At 42.3% G+C, this 20037-nt stretch carries 17 protein-coding genes and 1 pseudogene; 12 read left to right on the top strand and 6 right to left on the bottom strand.

The genetic code is table 11. The features are described from left to right. The first annotated feature begins 125 nt into the window (after positions 1 to 125). From EYR97_RS21300 to EYR97_RS21280, 5 genes and pseudogenes are all read left to right on the top strand, one after another. A complete protein-coding gene (locus EYR97_RS21300; RefSeq protein WP_131095767.1) occupies positions 126 to 2327 on the top strand; it encodes an ABC transporter permease subunit in 2202 nt (733 codons plus the stop codon). Then, positions 2320 to 3876 carry a phosphate ABC transporter permease PstA gene (gene pstA / locus EYR97_RS21295; RefSeq protein WP_131095766.1) on the top strand — a complete coding sequence of 519 codons (1557 nt, stop codon included), beginning with the start codon at positions 2320 to 2322 and terminating at the stop codon, positions 3874 to 3876. The genes EYR97_RS21300 and pstA overlap by 8 nt, the downstream gene beginning before the upstream one ends. 2 nt (positions 3877 to 3878) lie before the next feature. Next, positions 3879 to 4685 carry a phosphate ABC transporter ATP-binding protein PstB gene (gene pstB, locus EYR97_RS21290; protein ID WP_131095765.1) on the top strand — a complete coding sequence of 269 codons (807 nt, stop codon included), beginning with the start codon at positions 3879 to 3881 and terminating at the stop codon, positions 4683 to 4685. Positions 4686 to 4784: 99 nt separating this feature from the next. Beyond that, on the top strand, positions 4785 to 5501 hold the full coding sequence (gene phoU, locus EYR97_RS21285) for a phosphate signaling complex protein PhoU (RefSeq protein WP_131095764.1): 717 nt from the start codon (positions 4785 to 4787) through the stop codon (positions 5499 to 5501). Between the two features lie 339 nt (positions 5502 to 5840). Continuing rightward, a pseudogene (locus EYR97_RS21280) lies at positions 5841 to 7113 on the top strand (inorganic phosphate transporter). An 83-nt stretch (positions 7114 to 7196) separates the two neighbouring features. On the opposite strand, the gene EYR97_RS21275 reads toward EYR97_RS21280, so the two are convergent. Further along, a complete protein-coding gene (locus EYR97_RS21275; RefSeq protein ID WP_131095775.1) occupies positions 7197 to 8177 on the bottom strand; it encodes a universal stress protein in 981 nt (326 codons plus the stop codon). A gap of 193 nt (positions 8178 to 8370) precedes the next feature. Between EYR97_RS21275 and EYR97_RS21270 the strand changes: the two genes are divergently transcribed. The 4 genes from EYR97_RS21270 (at position 8371) to EYR97_RS21255 (ending at position 11705) form a co-directional block, all read left to right on the top strand. Next, positions 8371 to 9279: a hydrogen peroxide-inducible genes activator gene (locus EYR97_RS21270; protein ID WP_131095763.1), complete on the top strand. Its 909-nt coding sequence runs from the start codon at positions 8371 to 8373 to the stop codon at positions 9277 to 9279. Between the two features lie 214 nt (positions 9280 to 9493). Beyond that, positions 9494 to 10024, top strand: coding sequence for an RNA polymerase sigma factor (locus tag EYR97_RS21265; RefSeq protein WP_131095762.1), 531 nt, complete (start codon positions 9494 to 9496; stop codon positions 10022 to 10024). Positions 10025 to 10046: 22 nt separating this feature from the next. Beyond that, entirely contained in the window at positions 10047 to 10739 is a 693-nt protein-coding gene (locus tag EYR97_RS21260; protein WP_131095761.1) for a hypothetical protein, read from the top strand. A 30-nt stretch (positions 10740 to 10769) separates the two neighbouring features. Further along, positions 10770 to 11705: a hypothetical protein gene (locus tag EYR97_RS21255; protein WP_131095760.1), complete on the top strand. Its 936-nt coding sequence runs from the start codon at positions 10770 to 10772 to the stop codon at positions 11703 to 11705. Between the two features lie 69 nt (positions 11706 to 11774). Here EYR97_RS21255 and EYR97_RS21250 read toward each other — a convergent pair whose 3' ends face one another. The 3 genes from EYR97_RS21250 to EYR97_RS21240 form a co-directional block, all read right to left on the bottom strand. Further along, complete coding sequence (locus tag EYR97_RS21250; RefSeq protein ID WP_404840981.1) at positions 11775 to 12290, bottom strand: hypothetical protein; 516 nt, start codon at positions 12288 to 12290, stop codon at positions 11775 to 11777. Between the two features lie 63 nt (positions 12291 to 12353). Then, positions 12354 to 13001: a hemolysin III family protein gene (locus EYR97_RS21245; protein ID WP_131095774.1), complete on the bottom strand. Its 648-nt coding sequence runs from the start codon at positions 12999 to 13001 to the stop codon at positions 12354 to 12356. A gap of 142 nt (positions 13002 to 13143) precedes the next feature. Beyond that, positions 13144 to 13584, bottom strand: coding sequence for a MarR family winged helix-turn-helix transcriptional regulator (locus EYR97_RS21240; protein WP_131095758.1), 441 nt, complete (start codon positions 13582 to 13584; stop codon positions 13144 to 13146). Positions 13585 to 13721: 137 nt separating this feature from the next. On the opposite strand from EYR97_RS21240, the gene EYR97_RS21235 reads away from it, so the two are divergent. Both EYR97_RS21235 and EYR97_RS21230 read left to right on the top strand, forming a co-directional pair. Next, complete coding sequence (locus tag EYR97_RS21235) at positions 13722 to 14150, top strand: organic hydroperoxide resistance protein (protein ID WP_131095757.1); 429 nt, start codon at positions 13722 to 13724, stop codon at positions 14148 to 14150. 183 nt (positions 14151 to 14333) lie between these two features. After that, on the top strand, positions 14334 to 16268 hold the full coding sequence (locus tag EYR97_RS21230) for a M1 family metallopeptidase (RefSeq protein ID WP_131095756.1): 1935 nt from the start codon (positions 14334 to 14336) through the stop codon (positions 16266 to 16268). A gap of 95 nt (positions 16269 to 16363) precedes the next feature. Here EYR97_RS21230 and trmA read toward each other — a convergent pair whose 3' ends face one another. Continuing rightward, a complete protein-coding gene (gene trmA, locus EYR97_RS21225) occupies positions 16364 to 17467 on the bottom strand; it encodes a tRNA (uridine(54)-C5)-methyltransferase TrmA (protein WP_131095755.1) in 1104 nt (367 codons plus the stop codon). Positions 17468 to 17733: 266 nt separating this feature from the next. On the opposite strand from trmA, the gene EYR97_RS21220 reads away from it, so the two are divergent. After that, positions 17734 to 19053: a DUF5610 domain-containing protein gene (locus EYR97_RS21220; protein ID WP_131095754.1), complete on the top strand. Its 1320-nt coding sequence runs from the start codon at positions 17734 to 17736 to the stop codon at positions 19051 to 19053. A 109-nt stretch (positions 19054 to 19162) separates the two neighbouring features. Here the strand turns inward: EYR97_RS21220 and EYR97_RS21215 are convergent, their stop codons facing one another. Then, positions 19163 to 19627, bottom strand: a complete 465-nt coding sequence (locus tag EYR97_RS21215) for an RNA-binding protein (protein ID WP_131095753.1) — start codon at positions 19625 to 19627, stop codon at positions 19163 to 19165. Positions 19628 to 20037: the final 410 nt, after the last annotated feature.

Raw genomic sequence — 20037 nt, 5'->3', positions numbered from 1 at the left:
AGAACCGCTACGGTATGCGATAAATTTTCACTTGCTATTAGCATAACAAAACTTACACTGCTCACCAGCGCAATTTTTGCCAAATTCTCTTTTTAAAAGAAGAATATTTGAGAAAAGAATGAACAATGAGTTTCAACCGCCACAGTATTAACAAAAAACGCCAGCGCAACGATCGATGGTCTCGTTATGTCGTCACGGGTTTTGGCGGGTTAGTCTTGTTGACCTTGGTCATTCTCATCACTCACTTGGTCAGTCAAGCACTTCCACTTGCCTATATCCCTAGTCTTCAATTCATATCGACCTTCGAGGTTAGTAAACCAGAGCGTATTATCAGCGCTGGCGATGTAATTAGCGGTCAGCCGCTATTAGTACAGAAGGAAAACTGTCGTTTAGGTCTCAAGGTACTCGACAATCAAGTGCTGACTACCAAGCACGATTATATTCGCCCCTGTGACTATGCTTTAACGACGTACCACGCACTGGGCGAAAATTATATTGTTGATGTTTCCCCCAATGCACAGGTTAGAGTTATTCCTGTTCGCGGCTTTGACATGCTCAGCAATACTTCACATGAGGAACATGCAAGTAGTGAAATGTCTTCGTCGAGTTTTCACCACCATATTGCATTTGCGTTACCCAAAGACAGATGGAACAGCAGAAGTGACTGGCGTATCGCACTATCGAGCAAGTGGATTGTATTCGCGATTGTACAAGACTCGTCTTTATTTGTTCGCTGGGTAAATCGAAAACGTCCCACGAACATCATTGATAAAACTTTCACCGACGTAAACGATTTTCTACTGATGCCTGGCAGTGAAAGTTTACTGCTTCGTACGGATAACGGACTTTACTTTAATCGAGTGAGGGATGAGGCAAATGTACTAACGGTGATCACAACAGAAATTGGCGATGCAGAGGTTGACTATTCAAACGATAGTGTTTCGTTATTTGCACTTGCTAAGCATAGAACGTTTTTTCTAGCGGATACAAGTTCTCATCAAGTATCGCGTTGGGTGTTATCACAAAGTGACAATGGCCTTACGTTCAGCGAATCTTATAGGCTTACTTTAAACGAAGGGGAAACCGTTAGGGATGTGGCAGAGCATGCGAGCATGAACTTGGTTGCACTTTTAACCACCAAGCAACGCATCATATTGATAAATCGCGTATCTGGTGAGCAAGTTAAAACACAAGGTATTTCTGCTCAGCCTTATCAAATAATATGGTTTGGTGACAAGCTTTATGGCATTTCGGATAAAGCATTAACGATTTGGCAAGGGAAGCACCTGAGTGGCATAACGACGTGGTCATCGTTGTTTAGTCCTCAACATTATGAAGGCTATGACAGCGAGGAAACAGTGTGGCAAACCACCAGTGCTTCAGATTTTCAAGAAGCAAAGTTTAGTCTAACCCCTTTACTAATTGGAAGCACAAAAGCTTCCTTGTTGGCACTACTTATTGCTATTCCGGTGGCTATAGGCGCAGCCATTTACACGGCTTTTTTTGCTAAAAATAAGCTGCGTAATGTGCTCAAGCCTGCCATCGAGCTTCTTGAGGCCATTCCCAGTGTTTTAATTGGCTTCATCGCAGCCATTTGGCTTGCTCCTAAGGCTGAACAGTTCCTATTTTCCTTTGCGTTTTTTCTTGTAGTTGTGCCATTTGTTCTTTTAGCTGTAGCCACAGTACAAAGACCCGTAGCAGAAAAATTACCCAAAAAGTTACGGCATGGTGCGGAGCTTTTGTTCGCTATTTCAGGCGTATTTATGCTTGGTTTTGTCAGCGTAGAATTTGCCCCTCAATTCATATTGTCATTGTTCGATACAGATACCTTTACGCTATTGGCAGGGGAATCAAGTAGCCCGATTGGAAAAACAACTATTGTTGTGGCTATTGCTCTTGGTTTAGCAATTTCACCCAGTATTTACTCATTGGCGGAAGATGCAATCAACGGAGTGCCCAGTGATTTGAAACACGCGTCTTTTGCTCTGGGAGCTACGCGTTTGCAAACACTAATTCACGTTGTATTACATGTTGCTTTACCTGGTATTGTTGCTGCCATCATGTTGGGGTTTGGGCGCGCTTTTGGTGAAACAATGATCGTATTGATGGTAACCGGAAATACGCCCATATCCAGTTGGGGATTAATAGAGGGGTTACGTGCTTTAACCGCCAATTTAGCCATTGAACTACCTGAGGCTGACGTGTCTTCAGCGCACTATCAAATTCTTTTTTTCACCGCGTGTATTTTGTTTTTGTTCACGTTTTTAATGAATACTCTTGCTGAACTTATTCGTCAAAAAGTACGCGGGAGAGTATTCCTTGGCTAATTCGACATTCAAAGGGCTCAACGCAGTACAGCGCCAGTCATTGGTGATCAGCTTAACCGCGTTTTTTACCAGCTTATTGTTGATTGCTCTTGTGAGTGTGTTAGTCCTTATTGGTTATAGAGGCGTGGCTTATTTTTGGCCCGAGCCGATATACTTGATTACCAGTAAACACGAGAGTGGCGAGTTTCCTGTGCTGGCTAATATATACCGTGATTTGTCAGAACAAGAAGTCACGCTAAAATATTCGAATGCAAAACACCCCTATGGATCACAAATTCGCATTGAGCAAGGTGGATTGGACAGTGTGGAGTTGGCCCTTGATAGTGCTGAAATAAAGTTAAAAGACGGCAGGCGTATACTGGCGTTACCTGAATATATCATAACACCAACCCATGCGCAGAAGTCACTGACTGAATTTAGCGCTGTCGCGAGTGAAGCTGCGTTAATCACCGCACAAATAGAAAGCATTAATTCCACGCATTTAGCGCCCGTACACGAAGCACTTTCTCAGTTCGATAAACGAGATGTTGTTAAAGATGCGCCCGCGAGGGAAAAGTTAGTCAATACGTTTAATATCTACCAAAAGCGTATTTTCGCGCTAGAAAAGCAAAGAGCGGAATACCAACTACGCATAGTATTTCCGAATGGGGAAGGGATGTTAGTGCCTGTTGCTAGTATTCAAGATATTGACTTTGTAAGTCGTTTAACTGTGTATGAAAAATGGAAGGTGCTACTTAGTGAAGTTGCTATCTTTCTAACGGAGTCTCCTAAGCAAGCAAACACCTCAGGTGGTGTCTTCCCTGCACTTTTTGGCACGGTACTTATGGTGTTTCTGATGACAATCATAGTGACACCTTTTGGTGTGTTAGCTGCCATTTATCTCAATGAATATGCTCCTCATACTAGCCTCACCACCGTTATTCGGGTGTGCGTGAGTAATATGGCAGGCGTCCCCTCAATAGTATATGGGGTGTTTGGGTTGGGCTTTTTTGTTTACACACTAGGTGGAAGCATTGATGAATTGTTCTTCAGCGATACATTGCCCGCGCCTACTATGGGGAGCCCAGGTGTTTTTTGGGCGTCACTGACCATGGCAATATTGACTTTGCCGGTTGTTATTGTAGCAACTGAAGAGGGGCTAAGACGCGTTCCCGAAGGTTTAAAAGCGGGTAGTTATGCACTTGGTGCAACGAAATTCGAAACTATAGTTCGCACTATTTTACCTATTGCCTCACCGGGCATTATGACTGGTGTGATCCTCGCTATCGCAAGGGCTGCCGGTGAGGTTGCCCCACTAATGCTGGTTGGCGCAGTAAAATTTGCCCCAACACTGCCAATTGATAGTGAATTTCCATTTTTGCACCTCGACCGTCAATTCATGCATTTGGGTGTGCTTATATATGATGGTGCTTTTCACAGTCAAACGGATGGAAAAAGTGCAAGTATGATGTTTGCAGCGTGCCTATTGTTATTAGTTGTTGTGTTTGTACTGAATATACTGGCTGTAATACTTAGAGCCCGCTTACGTAGACGCTATCACAAGGGATAACCATGTTAAAGTTGTTTGAGCACAATACGCTTAGCGTAAAGGACATTAGCCAAGAGCAAACAGCCATTGAGGTGAAGAATCTCAATTTGTGGTTTGGAAATAAGCAAGTGTTAGATGACATTTGTATGCGTATCCCTAAGAAAAAGATAACCGCCCTTATTGGGCAGAGTGGCTGTGGGAAATCTACCCTTATCAATTGCTTCAATCGCCTGAACGATTTATATGATGGTTGTCGTTACGATGGTGAGATTATCATTGATGATAGAGACATAAACAGCCGAAAAGTGAATGTCTCACGTTTGCGTACCAAGGTAGGTATGGTATTTCAGCGTCCCAACCCATTCCCAATGAGCATTTATGAAAATGTGTGCTACGGATTAAAATTGCAAGGTGTAAAAATACGACGCCATTTAGATGATGCGGTTGAAAGTGCGCTGAAACAAGCGGCGCTTTGGAACGAAGTGAAAGACCGTTTATTTGAATCGGCCCACGTATTATCTGGTGGTCAACAGCAGCGTTTAGTCATCGCTCGGGCATTGGCTTTAAAGCCAGATATTTTACTACTTGATGAACCTACTTCTGCCCTTGACCCTTTAACTACGCTGTTCATAGAAGAGTTGATGGATGAGCTTAAAAAGCACTGCACCATCATCATTGTTACCCACAATATGCAACAAGCCGCTCGTGTAAGTGATTATACTGCGTTTTTTCATCAAGGTAGACTTATTGAATACGCAGACAGTGATACTCTCTTTACCATGCCAGACAAAAAGCAGACCGAGGATTACATTACAGGACGTTATGGCTAAACAGGTGGCTATGGTTAGTTTTAAAGTGAGTAATTATGTTGTGATACGCGCTGCTAGTAACGTAACCGTGTTCAATCACCATGCACAGGAGACATTAAAATGCGCCAAGTCGCTCTAAATACGCATATCTCAGGCACCTTCAATATTGAGTTAGAGAATTTGCGTAATTCTGTATTAACTATGGGCGGTGAAGTTGAACAGCAGCTCGTCGATACCTTAAAAGCGGTAAAGCATAATCATGCGGGACTAGCTGAAAAAGTGGTACTCAACGACCTTAAGATCAATTCCATGGAAGTACAGATAGATGAAGAGTGTTTGCGGATTATTGCAAAACGTCATCCTACCGCCAGTGATCTTCGCCTTATTATGACTATTTCAAAGGCCATAACCGATATAGAGCGTATGGGTGATGAAATTGAACGAATCGCAAAACTAGTCACGCGTAATAAGTTGCCATCATCTGACACCATTAAAAGTAGCATGTTACTTATTGGGGAGCGGGTTGCGGCTATGATGAGAGGAACGTTTGATGCGTTTGCGCGTCAAGATGAAGAAGCAGCACTCATCGTTTATGACCAAGACAATCGCATCGATAGTGAATATAAGCGGCTGTTGGCCTATACCACATCTGAAATGGAAAAAAGTACGCAAGATATGCAAGACTGGCTTGATGTGCTTTGGGCATTGCGCTCATTAGAGCGAATAGGCGATAGATGCAAGAACGTTTGTGAGTATGTGGTTTATCTTACCCGAGGCACCGATGTGCGGCATACACCGCTCGAAAATATGAAGCAAAAGTTAGAAGATCTGACCTAATCTTGTCCAAATGGTCAGTTAGCAAATAAGCAAAATTGACTCGCGATAAAAAGATGAGAATTTATTTGTCATAAAACTGAAATATTTGGTGGTTTTATCATCGTATTCTACTAATTACGTATACTTTTATCGTTTTTGAGTGATTTTCACTATGGCTTCTATGACGATTACGTTATCATGCGCCGCAGCCAAGAACAGATCGTGCAAAATTTAATCGAAGCTTATGATAAAACACAATTTGTCTTTAACTTCTCTCTGTAACCTAATGGGTAAAGAGACTGTGCTACGCCACCGAGTGGCATCCAGCTTAAATCGCGTTTAGATCGGGAGCGATTATCCGTGGAATTTTTTGAAAGTTATGGCCTAATTCTTATTCTACTTGCTGCTGGCGTTGGTTTCGTCATGGCGTGGGGTATTGGAGCAAACGACGTTGCTAACGCTATGGGCACGTCGGTAGGTTCTAAGGCTTTAACTATAAAACAAGCAATCATTATCGCAATGATATTTGAATTTGCTGGCGCTTACCTTGCGGGTGGCGAAGTAACTTCAACTATCCGTAAAGGCATTATTGATTCAGCCTATTTTATTGATATACCAGAATACTTAGTATTGGGTATGATCTCATCATTACTTGCAGCCGGAATTTGGTTAGCAATTGCATCATGGCTTGGATGGCCGGTTTCTACTACACACTCTATTATCGGAGCCATTATTGGGTTTACTGCCACGGGCGTGAGTATGGACGCTGTCTCGTGGGACAAGGTTGGCGGTATTGTTGGAAGTTGGGTGGTTACACCTGCTATCTCAGGCATCATCGCATATCTTAGTTTTTATGAGCGCCCACAAGTTGATCTTTCAGACCCAATCTCCGTTTGAAAATGCGAAGCGCTATGTACCATTTTATATGGCACTAGCTGGCTTCGTAATGTCATTGGTAACTATCAAAAAGGGTCTTAAGCACGTTGGCCTCGAGCTAAGCGCAACGAACGGTTATCTTCTCGCTATTGCGATATCTATATTGCTTGCAATAGTCGGCAAGTGGTTTATTGGGCGTATGAAGTTTAGTGGTTCAGAAGATGCTGACTTACAAGCTGCTAACGTCGAAAAAGTTTTTGCGTTGCTTATGGTGGTTACGGCGTGTTGTATGGCTTTTGCTCATGGTTCAAATGATGTGGCAAATGCTATAGGTCCATTAGCTGCTGTAGTAAGTGTGGTTAGCAGTGGCGGTACTATCAATTCAAGTGCAACATTAGCGCCGTGGATTTTGCCACTAGGTGGTTTAGGGATAGTAGCTGGATTGGCTTTATTTGGCCATCGCGTTATCAAAACGATAGGTCAGGGAATTACGCATTTAACACCGAGTCGTGGTTTTGCGGCAGAATTGGCAGCAGCATGTACCGTTGTTATCGCGTCAGGTACGGGCTTACCAATCTCAACGACACAAACGTTGGTTGGGGCTGTGCTTGGTGTTGGTCTTGCACGTGGCGTGTCTGCACTTAACTTGGGTATTGTAAGAAATATTGTGGTTTCTTGGATTGTTACCCTACCAGCCGGTGCGATATTATCGATCATATTCTTCTTTATTTTGAAAGCGGCGTTTGGCGTAGCATAGACATGCTTAGATAAACTGATTTAAAAAAATGCCGCACAAAATATTGTGCGGCATTTTTATTTTAGGAAGTTGTTGTCGGCTTATTACTTTTTGAATGATATAGGCGTTTCAAAACCTCTGGGTTTAATTCCCACTACAGCACATTGTAGCTGTTGAATAGTTTCTTCCGCCGTATCTCCCATAATAAAACCAGGTACACCCAAACGTGCTACTGTTCCCATTACAATGATGTCTGTATCCAAAGAGGTGGTAGTGGCGGCAATTTCTCTTCTAGGGTAGCCATGCACAATGTGTTTTTGCGGGTTTAAGTATTCAACCACGCTATCGTCTAACTCTTGGTTTAACTCTTCTAACAAGCTTTCGAGCTCAGCTTCGCGCTCTGCGTGAATTTTGGCAAGGTCGGTCTCCATTCTGTCATTGTCTACCGTGATAAAACCGTCTCTAGCAATATTCTCTGGCACAGCGTCAAACACATGAACAATATGTAGCTGTGCAAACTCAAGCAGCGCTATTTGAGACGCATGACGTAATATGTCTCGGTTTAAATCTCGACGAATGGAAACTTCGTGTTGCGGATAATGGTAATTTAAGTCAAGAGCGGCAACCACGTTCTTATATTGACTGCGGGGCTTGTGATTGATAATCCACACGGGACATGGACACTTGCGAAATAAGCGCATATCTAAGCTGCCAAATAACTTGTCTAGGAAGCTTTCTTCGGCTCGCTTTATAACTAAATCGATATCGTTTTTGAGAACGTAGCTCACTACATCAATAAGAGGCTGGCCAACACTTACCGTGGTATCCAAAGCGTATTGTTTTCCCCAACTTTCTGCTTGCTCACTCAACCAGTGTTTGGCTTGAGTTTCCATGGTTTGCTGCGAGTCAATATAGGAAAATGATTCCATAACCATACTGGCATTAGGAGGAAGTGCTTCTAGTGCCAGCATAATGGTCAAAGAAGCTTGGTGTGCTTTTGCGATGTGTACTGCTTGGGCGACAGTGTCGTCTTGACGATGTGAGTCACTTAGCACACACAAAATATTTTTATAGTGTCCTTTCATAATGCCCTCAATAGCATAAAGGTTTCGTTGCCCTAATCCTACCGCTACTTCTTTAGGCTTTCCAGAAAAGGTGAAAGAATTCATCAAACTGGAATATACGTCAATATAAGCGGTTTCAGGTGGGTTGTTCATAATCTTTATGTTAGATTAAACTTATCTATTCTGATTTATTTTTTTAAGTTGAGAGATGCCAATGAAGTGGCCAAATCTTAAGCACTTACATTATTTAGTAACGCTTTATCAAGAACAGCATTTTCATCGTGCAGCACAGCGCTGTAATGTGAGCCAATCTACGTTGAGTACAGCTATACAAAACCTAGAAGAACATTTCGGCAGTCAGTTACTTGAGCGCGAACATAAAACCTTTGTTTTTACATCACTTGGTTTAGATATTGTTGAGCGTAGTAAAGTTCTGTTGCAGGAGGCTGGTGAATTAGTAGAGTACGCGCAAAATGCCGGCAATTGGCAGCGCGGCACATTAAAGCTTGGCGTCATTCCTACTATCGCGCCATTTTTGTTTGAAGGCATGATGGGGGCATTCTCAGCGTTTCTACCTGACATTAATTTAGAAATGCAGGAAGACACCACGGAAAAGTTATTACAGCAATTAACTGATGGCCGTTTGGATTTACTTATTCTTGCATTACCCATGGAAACACCTGGGTGCAAACAAATGGTATTGGGACACGATCCATTCCATTTAATTGCGCATAAAGACATGGCTGAAAAGTTGCCCAACCCAATAGATATTTCGAACCTGCCTAAAAAGAGTATTTTTCTTCTTCAGCAAGAACACTGCATGACGGGCCACGCTGTAAGCGCGTGCAATCTGCAACACAGCGACCAAATTAGTAGCGTTGCGGCGAGTAGCCTATATACCCTTGTACAACTTGCCAACAGTAAAATGGGATACACCTTTTTACCAGAACTAGCACTCAATCAGTCTATATTGGAGCATACGGGGCTTAAGAGTTTCCCAGCTGAAGAGCAGGGTTTTCGAGAAATCGGTTTGGTTTGGCGCTCGGGAACAACCCGTATGCAATTGTTCCGTCGCATTGGTGAAATTATCTCGCCGTTACTACCTATTCCTACTTTAAAATAATTCCGCTGTATACCTCCTAAGTCAGTGCTGCTCTAAGGTACGCACTGACTTAGCCTATCTTGCCATATTCGTGTTTTCTCTATTGGTATTTCACCTATAAAATTTGATGCTTGTTACTTTTTTTGAAAAAAGTTAGCAAAAGAGCAAACTTTTTTGCCAACTACATCGACTTAGTGATTAAGTAATTAAAATAAATTAAAAAACGAGGAACACGGTGTTTATAAAACGAGACGAAAAACTCGTGGAACAAGCATTAAAAGGCAACAAAAAAGCGTGGTTTACGCTGATATCTCGCTACGAAGGGGCTATGTACCAATATGGCATTCGTATGACTGGGAATAGCCATGACGCCGCTGATTTAATGCAAGAGATTTTTGTCTCAGTGTTTCGCAGCTTGGCGCGCTTTACCGGCGAGGGAAGTTTTAAGAGTTGGTTGTATAGAATTGCGCATTGCCGATGTATTGAATTGTATCGCAAGCGCAAACCCCATGATGATATAGACGATATACAAACGCCACTTAGCGATGCACCTTGCCCTGAAATGCAGCTAAGCAGTGATAGGGAAAGCCGAGCTTTAATGGCGGCAATGCAGCAGCTTCCACTGTCACAAAAAGCAGTTGTAGAGTTGAAATTTTTTGGCCATTTCACTTTCGAGGAAATTGCAGAGCAGATGGATATTTCTACTAATACGGCCAAATCTAGGCTTTATGCCGCACTAGCAAAGTTAAAGTTGGAGTTAGAGTAATGAACTTACAAGAAAAGAAGCGTTGTTTGCCGCTTATATTGAAGGTGAGTTAACCCCAGATCAACAGGCCACGTTTAACGCCTTATGTGAAAGCGACAACGAATTTGCTGAGCGCATTAACAACAGTAACACGTTTAAGCATTATGCAACGGCGTTTCGTGCGCCAACGCCGCCGCGCTGGAATAAAGAAAGTACTTTTTTTGAACAAGAAAAAAGTAAAGGCTGGCTGCAATCCTTTTCTTTGTCTGGATTTGCCGTCGCAATGTCAGCGTGTGCTTTGTTGGCGGTGCTAACTGGCGCGCAAATATCCATCAAAGACAATGGTGTTGCACTTACCTTCGCCCATGAAACGAATACCGCAGATGTTGATGCGTTGGTATCACAGAAAGTCGCTGAAGCACTTGGTGAACAGCGCGAATATTATCAGGTAGCTAACCAACAGTTGTTCAAAGAGTATGCCCAAGCATTGTCTACACAGCAGCAACAAAGCAGCGCCGAATTGACTCAGTATTTACTGACTTCTAGCAGAGAAGAGCGCAAACAGGATTTCTCTGAATTGTTGAAGTTTATCAACGATCAGCGAATAGATGATCAGCGCTTTTATGCACGTCAATTTAGCAAACTTCAAGATGAAATAGATGATATTGAGATGGGGTATAGCGCAACTATGTCTTATCCAGTCCTTGATAACACACAGCCTTCAGTAGAAGACTGAACCTTATGACAAAAGTAAGTAGGTGATTTTATGAAACGTTTATTAGTTGCGTTAATGCTTTGCTCTTCAGCGGGTAATATGGCAATGGCACAAAGTACGCAAAAATACGAAGCCCTAGCCGATGAATTAGAAATTATGTCGGGTGTTTTAAAAACATCTTTAAAACAAAATGTGACCTCAGACAGTTGGCGTGTAAACACAATTGAGAGTAATTATTTAGCAGGGCAGGGCGCCGTGTTTACTATGTCGGTGCGCGGGCACAGCGGGAATTGGGCACGTGAAATTGAAACCATGGTTGAAAGTGTTGTAGCAGCAGTACCTCCTGCGCCCACTGCGCCGTCGGTATCGGTTTCCCTTGAAAATATCGACGATATTGTTTTTGAAGCCACAAGAGAGTGGGAAGCTTATGCCGACGCGGCAAGCATGCGTGTTTCTGAGGCCTTTTCTGATAGCAATGACAAAGTGCGTGAGCTGCGCAACATGCAGCGTGAAGTGGCTTGGCAAGCGCGAGAAGTAGAGCGAGAAATTCGAGACATTAGTTTTGAACTGCGTCATGCCGATGAAGAACGTAAAAAAGAGTTGTTGGCCGAGAAAGAAGCGTCAGAGCAAAAGCTTGTAAAAGTTGAAGCTAAAGCGAAAACAATGAAAGACGAACTAAAAGTAATTGAAAAAGAGCAAGCGCAAAAACGCGCTGAACGAAAAGAAAAGCAACAGCAAGCTTATCGCAGTTTCTTAGCGGGGTTTGAAGTGGCGATGAGTGAAACCTTGTGTCGCTTTGGTGCTGGACTGCGAGGTCTACCAGAAAGTGAGCATATTAGCATGGTACTCAAAGACTTCGATGTAGATGATAATAACGTGCGAAGAGATAGAATCTATGTGTTCTCACGCAAAGAAGTGGTGAAGTGCGTGCAAGAAAAAATAGATGAAAATGCATTATTGGCAAACGCCACCATCTATAGCTTTTAAGTGAGTCAACACGGCTAATTGCATTTAGTACTGTAAAAGTAAAAAGCACCATGGACGGTGCTTTCACTGTTAAATTCGCGGCGCAGTGTGACCTAATTCCGCAGCCCATGTCAGCTCTGAACGAGACAACCCATTTGCCGCATTGGCACCAAAACTGTGAAGTGCACTATAGGCACTTCCCGAGGGCACGCGGCAATAATGGCACAAGGCGTAAAACAATAGACTGCAACGGTGTTGTGAACCATCGCAGTGTAGGTAAATTCGAGCGCCTTCGCTAAGCATTTGAGACAACTCGTGAAGGTATTGATGAAGATGTACATCTTCAGTGGGCGACTTCGCAGAAGGGTGTAAAAAAGGCACCCACAACCACTCCAGCTCAGCAGCAAGTGCTCCATCGCGAATAAGCGGTGCGTCTTCTTCACTGGTTTGCACAGTAGCAAGGTGTGTTACACCTAAAGTTTTAAGTCTAGAATAGGTGTCGGCAGAGGGTTTTTGACCCAAGCATATTTTGCCTGTACGAAGTGAGAACCACGCAATTTTCCCTTGGTTGCTTTTCACTTGGTCCTTAGGGCTTTCTTGTTTCAAACTTAACACTTCCACGTCTTACATTTACCGACTCAGCTTGTTACTTAAGTGCTAGATTGAGAGCTATACCACGAAGTAATAAATTGAGAAATAATGGCAACTGCATCCGCCAATAACGAATAAATGCCATATGGCGTGAGTGTACTTCACTTTCTTTGCAACGTAAAAGCAAACACCAATACTGAAGCAAAGACCGCCAGCAACCAATAACCAAAGTCCTGCACCTGGCAATGCCATATAAAGGGGATAAATAAGCCCAAGTGCAATCCAGCCCATAAGTAAATACGTCATGACCGATACTTTTGGAAAGCGATGTTGCGCAACCAATTTAAATGCCACGCCGCCAATGGCTAGACACCAAATTATGGCTGTCATGGTGATACCAAGTACACCACCAATAGCCACAAGCAATAAAGGTGTGTAAGTACCTGCTATCAGCAAATATATTGCACTGTGGTCAAATAGCTTTAGCCACCCTTTGGCACGTTGATGCGAAATAGCGTGGTATAAAGTGGAACTTAAGAACATTAAGATAAGTGAAGAGCCGTAGATAGCTGCGGTGGTTACCGCTAAGGTATCTTCGGCGCGGTAAAGCATAAAAACTAAGCCAACAATAGCCGCGATAAAACCTGCGCCATGACTGATACTGTTTAACCATTCTTCCACTACTGAATATGCTTTCGCTGGAATGGCTTTTGCGCTTTCTGCCAACGTTGCTTTTGTATTCGAAGTTTGTGTAGGGCTGTTCACTTTGCCTCCCATTGGTCAATGCGTTCTTTAGCGTACAAGTGTGCGCTCAATGATCCAATGATAGCAAACTTTCATACAAACGCGATGACATAATAATGACAAACTAGGGTGTTGATTGACTAAAACAACCACTAAGCTTATCCAGGAGTGTTCGTAGCGTCTCACTCTCTTCGCGGGTCATGCCTTGTAATTTGCATAGCATCTGCATAGGTACATCTTCTGCAACATGTTTTTTTTGCTTGCCTGTATTCGTCAAGCAAACACGTTTTACTCGCTTGTCCTGTTCATCTTTTACAACACGCAAATAGGTCTTGTCTTCTAGCTTCTTCAGAATAAGCGACATTGCACCGCCATCAATGCTGGTTCTATCGAGTAGCTCAGCAATCGTAATGTTGTCGCTTTCCCACAGCGCCATCAGTGTTACATATTGTGGGTAGGTAATATCCAGTGCTTTTAGCAGAGGTCGATAAGCCCGAGTAAAGGCATTAGACAACGTATAAAAACGATGACAAAGCTGATTTTCTAATTTAAGTAATTCCGACACGATAATTCTCTTAATGAAGTCATTTTGTATTTTGCATACAAAATACTTGATCATCAAGCAGGGATGGTGTTATTTTATTTTGCATGCAAAGTAATTCGTTATGGCGTTTTGCTTTTTATCATTAAAGGAGAAAATTCATGCATAAGCTTCAGCAAGTTATTTATACAGGTACGGCAACAGCAACTGGCGGTCGAGAAGGTACGGCAAAGTCAAATGATGGAAAATTGGAACTTGCACTTTCAACACCAAAAGAACTCGGTGGCGCAGGTGGTGAAGGAACAAACCCTGAGCAAATGTTTGCAGCGGGCTATTCAGCATGCTTTATTGGTGCACTAAAACACGTTGCCGCTTCACAAAAAATCAAGTTGGCAGATGATATTAATGTAACGGGTGATGTTTCTATTGGTCCTATCGATACAGGTTTTGCTATTGCGGTTAAACTTACGGTTGATCTTGGTGACCTAGACAAAGAACAAGCGCAGGCACTAGTGGATACGGCTCACCAAGTTTGCCCATACTCTAATGCCACCCGTGGCAATATCGAAGTAGAAATCTCACTGGCATAATTGACGTAGTGATAACGAATTTGTTAAGGCCAGCTTGCTGGCCTTAACATTGTCTACACGCGCTAGATTCATAATCATTTTTGTCAAATGCAATGTTTCACCACTTAAGACCCGCTTTGTGGTCGCCAGTAAACTAAAGGCTTGGTAGTATGATCATATGTATTTACCCTATTAGGAAATCATATGAAAAAATACGGATTACTTGCAGGTGCGTTGTGTTTACCTGTGCTTTTCGCATGTAGCGAAAGCAGTCAAACAGCATCAGCCGCAAAAGATGTAGACCAAAAAAGTGAATTAGAAGCGACGAAAGCATCCAGTGAAATTGCAGCAACTGACGAAGCTAAAATTGCATCTGGCGTTGATTACCATTCTTTTGCTAATCCAGATGAAATTCGCGTAACCCACTTGAGCCTGAATTTGGCGGCGAATTTTGAAACTAAGCAATTGGTGGGCGATGTCACACTCGATATAGAGCGAATTCAACCTGACAGCAATACGCTTGTGTTAGATACTCGAGCATTGACTATTCAAAATGTCACAGTAAATGGCCAGCCCGTTGATTTTAGTATGGGCGAGAAAGACGAAGATTTAGGGACTCCACTCTCTATTACCTTGCCTGAAGGCGCGGATAAAGTCACTGTGGCTTATACAACATCACCAAGTGCTTCAGGGGTTCAGTGGCTAACGCCAGCCCAAACCGCAGGCAAACAGCACCCTTTCTTATTTACCCAAGCGCAAGCGGTACACGCACGCAGTTTCATTCCTTTGCAAGACTCACCACAAGTGAGAGTGACCTATGATGCAACAATTAATACGCCAAAAGATTTGTTAGCTGTAATGAGTGCAGCCAATGATCCAACTACTGAACGTGATGGTGAATATGAATTCACTATGCCGCAACCCATTCCATCGTATCTTATTGCACTTGCTATTGGTGATTTGCAATTCAAAGCAATGGGTGAGCGCACTGGTGTTTATGCAGAACCAGCGTTGCTTGATAGTGCTGCAAAAGAGTTTGAAGACACTGAAGCAATGTTGGAAGTGACAGAGCAAACTTATGGTCCCTATCAGTGGGATCGCTATGATTTGCTAATCTTACCGCCATCTTTCCCGTTTGGTGGGATGGAAAACCCACGTTTGTCTTTTATAACGCCAACGGTAATTGCGGGTGATAAGAGTCTAGTGTCACTAATTGCTCACGAGTTGGCACACAGTTGGTCAGGTAATACAGTAACTAACGCAACGTGGCGCGATTTGTGGCTAAATGAAGGTTTTACAACCTATCTTACCTACCGCATTATGGAAATGATCTATGGTCACGATCGTTTTAAGAAAGAGGCGGTTTTAGGGTATCAAGATCTTGAAAACGATGTAGCTGCGTTAGATGAAAATGATGAGATCTTGGCTATCGATCTTCGCGGGCGTAATCCTGATGATGTGTTTTCTAATATTCCGTACGAGAAAGGTGCGTTGTTCTTAAGAGAAATTGAACACAAAATTGGTCGCGAGAACTTTGATGCATTTTTGATGCAGTACTTTAAAGATTTTGCCTTTAAAAGCATTACTACTGACACGTTTATCGCATATTTGAACAAAACGTTACTTGCACAGTACCCTGATAAGTTGGATGCAGAACGCATAAACACGTGGATATTCCAATCAGGTATTCCTGAAGGAGCACCGCACCCTGAGTCAGATGCGTTTGTAAAAATAGACGCGACTCGTGACGCGTGGCTTTCTGGTGAAACAAAAGCCGTCGATATAGATACTACCCAGTGGACCGTTCATGAGTGGTTATATTTCTTAAATAATATGCCTGCATCGTTAAGCACTGAGCAGTTAGCAGAGCTAGATGCGGCGTTTTCACTGACAACGACAAAGAACAATGAAATTGCGCATAGTTGGTTAATGATAGCCGTAGAGAACACTTATGAACCAGCTTACGAGCGCTTATACAGTTATTTGGTAACTATTGGTCGCAACAAGCTTGTGAAGCCTTTGTATCGTGAACTGTCTAAAACGCCTGAAGGCAAGGCATTTGCAAAACGCGCTTTTGAAGAAGCCAAACCGGGATACCATCCGCTAACTGTTAGAGCAAACGAAGGTTTTGTAAATTAGACTGTTTTGTAATCTATACCGTAAGCTTTAGCCCATTAAAAAGCAGCTTCATAGTAAGCTGCTTTTTTATTGCTTCAAACCCACCGCGAACAGTGTTAGCTACTTTCTTTACGGGTTAATAGCACACCTGCTTCTACGTGATGTGTAAACGGGAATTGATCAAATAATGCTGCTTGAGCAATGTCGTGAGTTTCACACAGTAACGAAAGGTTGTCGGCGAGTGTGTCTGGATTACAAGAGATATAAACAATGTTGTCGTAATCTTGAATCATCTTAAGTGACTCTGTGTCGAGACCTGCACGAGGTGGGTCGACTAGTACTGTCGTAAAATTGTATTCGCTTAAATTGATACCTTCTAAGCGGCTAAATGTACGTTCACCTTTCATCGCTTGGGTAAATTCTTCTGCCGCTAATCTGACAATTTTCACATTGGTCAGGTTGTTTTGGTCAATATTATACTGTGCAGCTTGTACCGAGGGTTTCGCTATCTCTGTACCAATAACATTGTCAAAATGAAGCGCTAACGGCAAAGAGAAGTTACCTGCGCCACAATACATTTCAAGTAAATCACCCGTTAATGGCTTCACGCAATCAAGGGCCCATTCGATCATTTTGCAATTAACGGCGGCATTTGGTTGTGTAAAGCTATTTTCGATGTGCTTAAACACAAAAGTTTTGTCTTTTATAGGTAATCGCTCAATTACAAAATCATTATCTATAATCACCTTTTGTTTTCTTGCACGGCCAATAATATTCACGCGGTCAAAGTGCTGCTCTAGCGTTTCTTTTAAGGTGCGAGCCGCTACTTCCCATTCTTCATTAAGTTGTCGATGGTAGAGTAGGCTGATGACAAGCTCACCTGAAAGCGAAGACAAATAATCAATTTGAAATAGTTTCTTGCGCAATACTTCGCTAGGCTTAACCAAATCAATGAGCCTTGTCATGGCGTCATTAATGGTTTCACTTGCAGGTGGAAAATTATCAACCCGATACTTTTCCTTGGTTTCTTGGTTAAACATGATGTGATAAAGGTCATCACCTTCATGCCATACGCGAAACTCTGCGCGCATACGGTAATGCGTAGGCGACGAGGCAAAAACTGAAAGTGATGGCGCAGCAAATGGAGTCAGTAGAGCAGACAAACGTTCAACTTTCTCATCAAGTTGAAGTTGATAACTTTGGGGGGATGGCGTTGTCATTTTACTCTCCATGACTCATAAGTACTGTTTCAAGTATATTCAATTTTAAGGGGGCGAATTGTAGTGCCTTATAAAATATCTGCAATGTTAATTGCCACAGTTATCTTTCTCGAATGCCGTTACTAAGAATTAAACATACATGGGTGTATAACCATAGATCCTATTTTGCTTGTCTTTTGCCTAAGCAAATGTAAAAAAGGTGTATTAAAATTAAACAATGCTGAATCTGTGCCGATAATAAGATTGAGGATAGTGAGGATCAAATTATGAACGTGGGTCAAATCAAGGCTTTTATGGGCGACCAAAAAGCTGATCAAAATGCGTCTGTTCATCCCAATGAGGCACTGAAAAAGCAATTGCAGCAAGATGGGTTACAGCAGGCCGCTGAGTTTTCGAAGCAACAAGCTGCGTCTGTGTCTGTATCAAGCAGCCAAACAAGTATTGGCCTTAAAGTTGTTAGTAATAGCTTGAATCAAGCGCTAGAGATTGATGGTCAAAAGCCACAAGACGTAAAAGAAAAGGACTTGGAAGAGAAAAACAAAAGTCTCTTCGACTTTGAGAAAGTGGCTAGGAATGTCCTTAAGTTTGTAGGTGGCGTTATTCGTGGAGCAGCAAATAGCGGTGCGAGTGACGAAAAGCTAAATGGTCTATTTAGCCAAGCGAGGGAAGGCGTTGGCCGAGGCTTTGCAATGGCAGAAAAAGATCTTGCTGGTTTTATGAATGAAGAGTTGCAGACCGGAATCACTAAAAGTCGCGATCTGATCGATACGGGTATTAACGATCTTGAATCAGATATATTTGGCCGTAAGCCTGTAAATGCCGTTAGTCTATCCACATTAGATGCGGTATCTGCATCTGATGAGAAATCGGGTAACTTGTTGATCAGAACCAAAGATGGCGATGAAGTAACGTTTAGTTTTGAGAGTTTGCGTTCGTTTCAAGCAACACAGCAGTTGTCATTTACTGAGCAAACAGTAAATGCTGAGCAATCTCAAGACGGTGATGAACAAGCAAGCAGCAGTACTACCTATACTGCGCAGCAAACTAACACGTATCAATATTTCGAACGAAGCGGTATTAGTTTTTCACTCAAGGGTGAATTAGATGAAGATGAACTCAGTTCAATAGCCGATCTTGTAGGTCAAGTTCAGGATCTAGCTGATACCTTCTATAAAGGTGATATTGATAAAGCGTTTGAGGAAGCGAAAAATCTGGGTTTTGATGATAAAGAGCTAGTTGGCTATGCATTGCAGTTAAATAGAACTACTCAAACTGAAGTGCTAAAAACCTATGAAAATATTCAGCACTATAAAGAGGAAGGGGCTGATAAGTCTAAATTTGGCAACATAGTTAGTCCAATATCTCAGTACCTTGATAAGATGATGGGAACCTTTGATAACGTAGAAAGTAAGCTTTCAAGCAATGAAGACTACAATACGCTGATCGCAGGTCTTATAAGCAGAATGGAAGATGTACAGGTGCCCGATCTGGTATCTGCCATTAATCGCTTCCATTCGTTTAATCAAACTTTACTGGAAGGGCTACCACAGCCTATTAACAACACTAATACACAAAGTGATAATTAGTAGTCCTTTTGATAGTACGAAGTAATTAAATTAAAAAAGCCCGGATGACCGGGCTTTTTTGTACTTGCGTATACTCGTTGAAGAGATACCTATTGAGAGGGTATTTTACTTAAGCGTGTTCAACTTTGTCTTTAGCTGGTCTTACTTTCAACGTTCTCTCTTGGAAAGTTGAATCGTTCGTTTTAGCAATGACATCACTCAAGTCGTCGGTAATGACTTCAATAAAACCGTAACCTTTGCGTTTACCTGTTTTTCTATCTTTCATCAAGCGAACAGAGTGAACTTCAATAAAACTACTAAAGTATTCTTTAACTGCATTTTCGTTTGCACGATAAGGCAAGTTTCCTACGTAAAGTGTTTCCGTTGAACTTTTAGAGTTAGATTCTCTTGCATCTGGGGAAGATGTACTGTGAATAAGAGATGCTAGCCAAGGGGTGAGGATACCGCTTACTAACAACGCTGCTGCTACGGTAAGTGGAGTGTCTACATTTAAACTAGCTGAAGAAAATAATAAATAACCTGCGATTGCAAGAATAGCGCTAATAACAGCGCATTGGATAAAGCCTACTTTCATATACCTACCTTTCTATTGTTTATTATGGGTTGGAGGCTGCTCATAGTTTACTCATTTGTAACAAATTGAACAATAAAATGTGAAAAAAGTAGTCTAAAGATGTACGTAGTCATTAGAAATGATGGGAAAATGAGCGGTTAGGCGTGAAAATGGAATAAAATGCAAAAAAACACAATTTAACTGTTGATCTTTCTCATTAGGTAACTATAATGCGCTCCACGTTCTGAGGGGGCTTCGAGAATAAACGAAGCAGACAAAGAGCGAAGCGCGAAACTCAGTTTTCAAACAAATAAAAAGTTTAAAAACAGGGTTGACATCCAAAATAAACGATGTAAAATGCGCTTCCACTTCGAGAGAGGTGTTACTGAGAAGCAAAGCTTCAAAGTGAAAAAGTTGGCTCGGCTAGCTTT

The sequence above is a fragment of the Alteromonas sp. KUL42 genome, from assembly GCF_006538325.1.
Lineage (GTDB): Bacteria > Pseudomonadota > Gammaproteobacteria > Enterobacterales > Alteromonadaceae > Alteromonas.
This window is presented reverse-complemented; position numbering and strand designations above follow the sequence as displayed.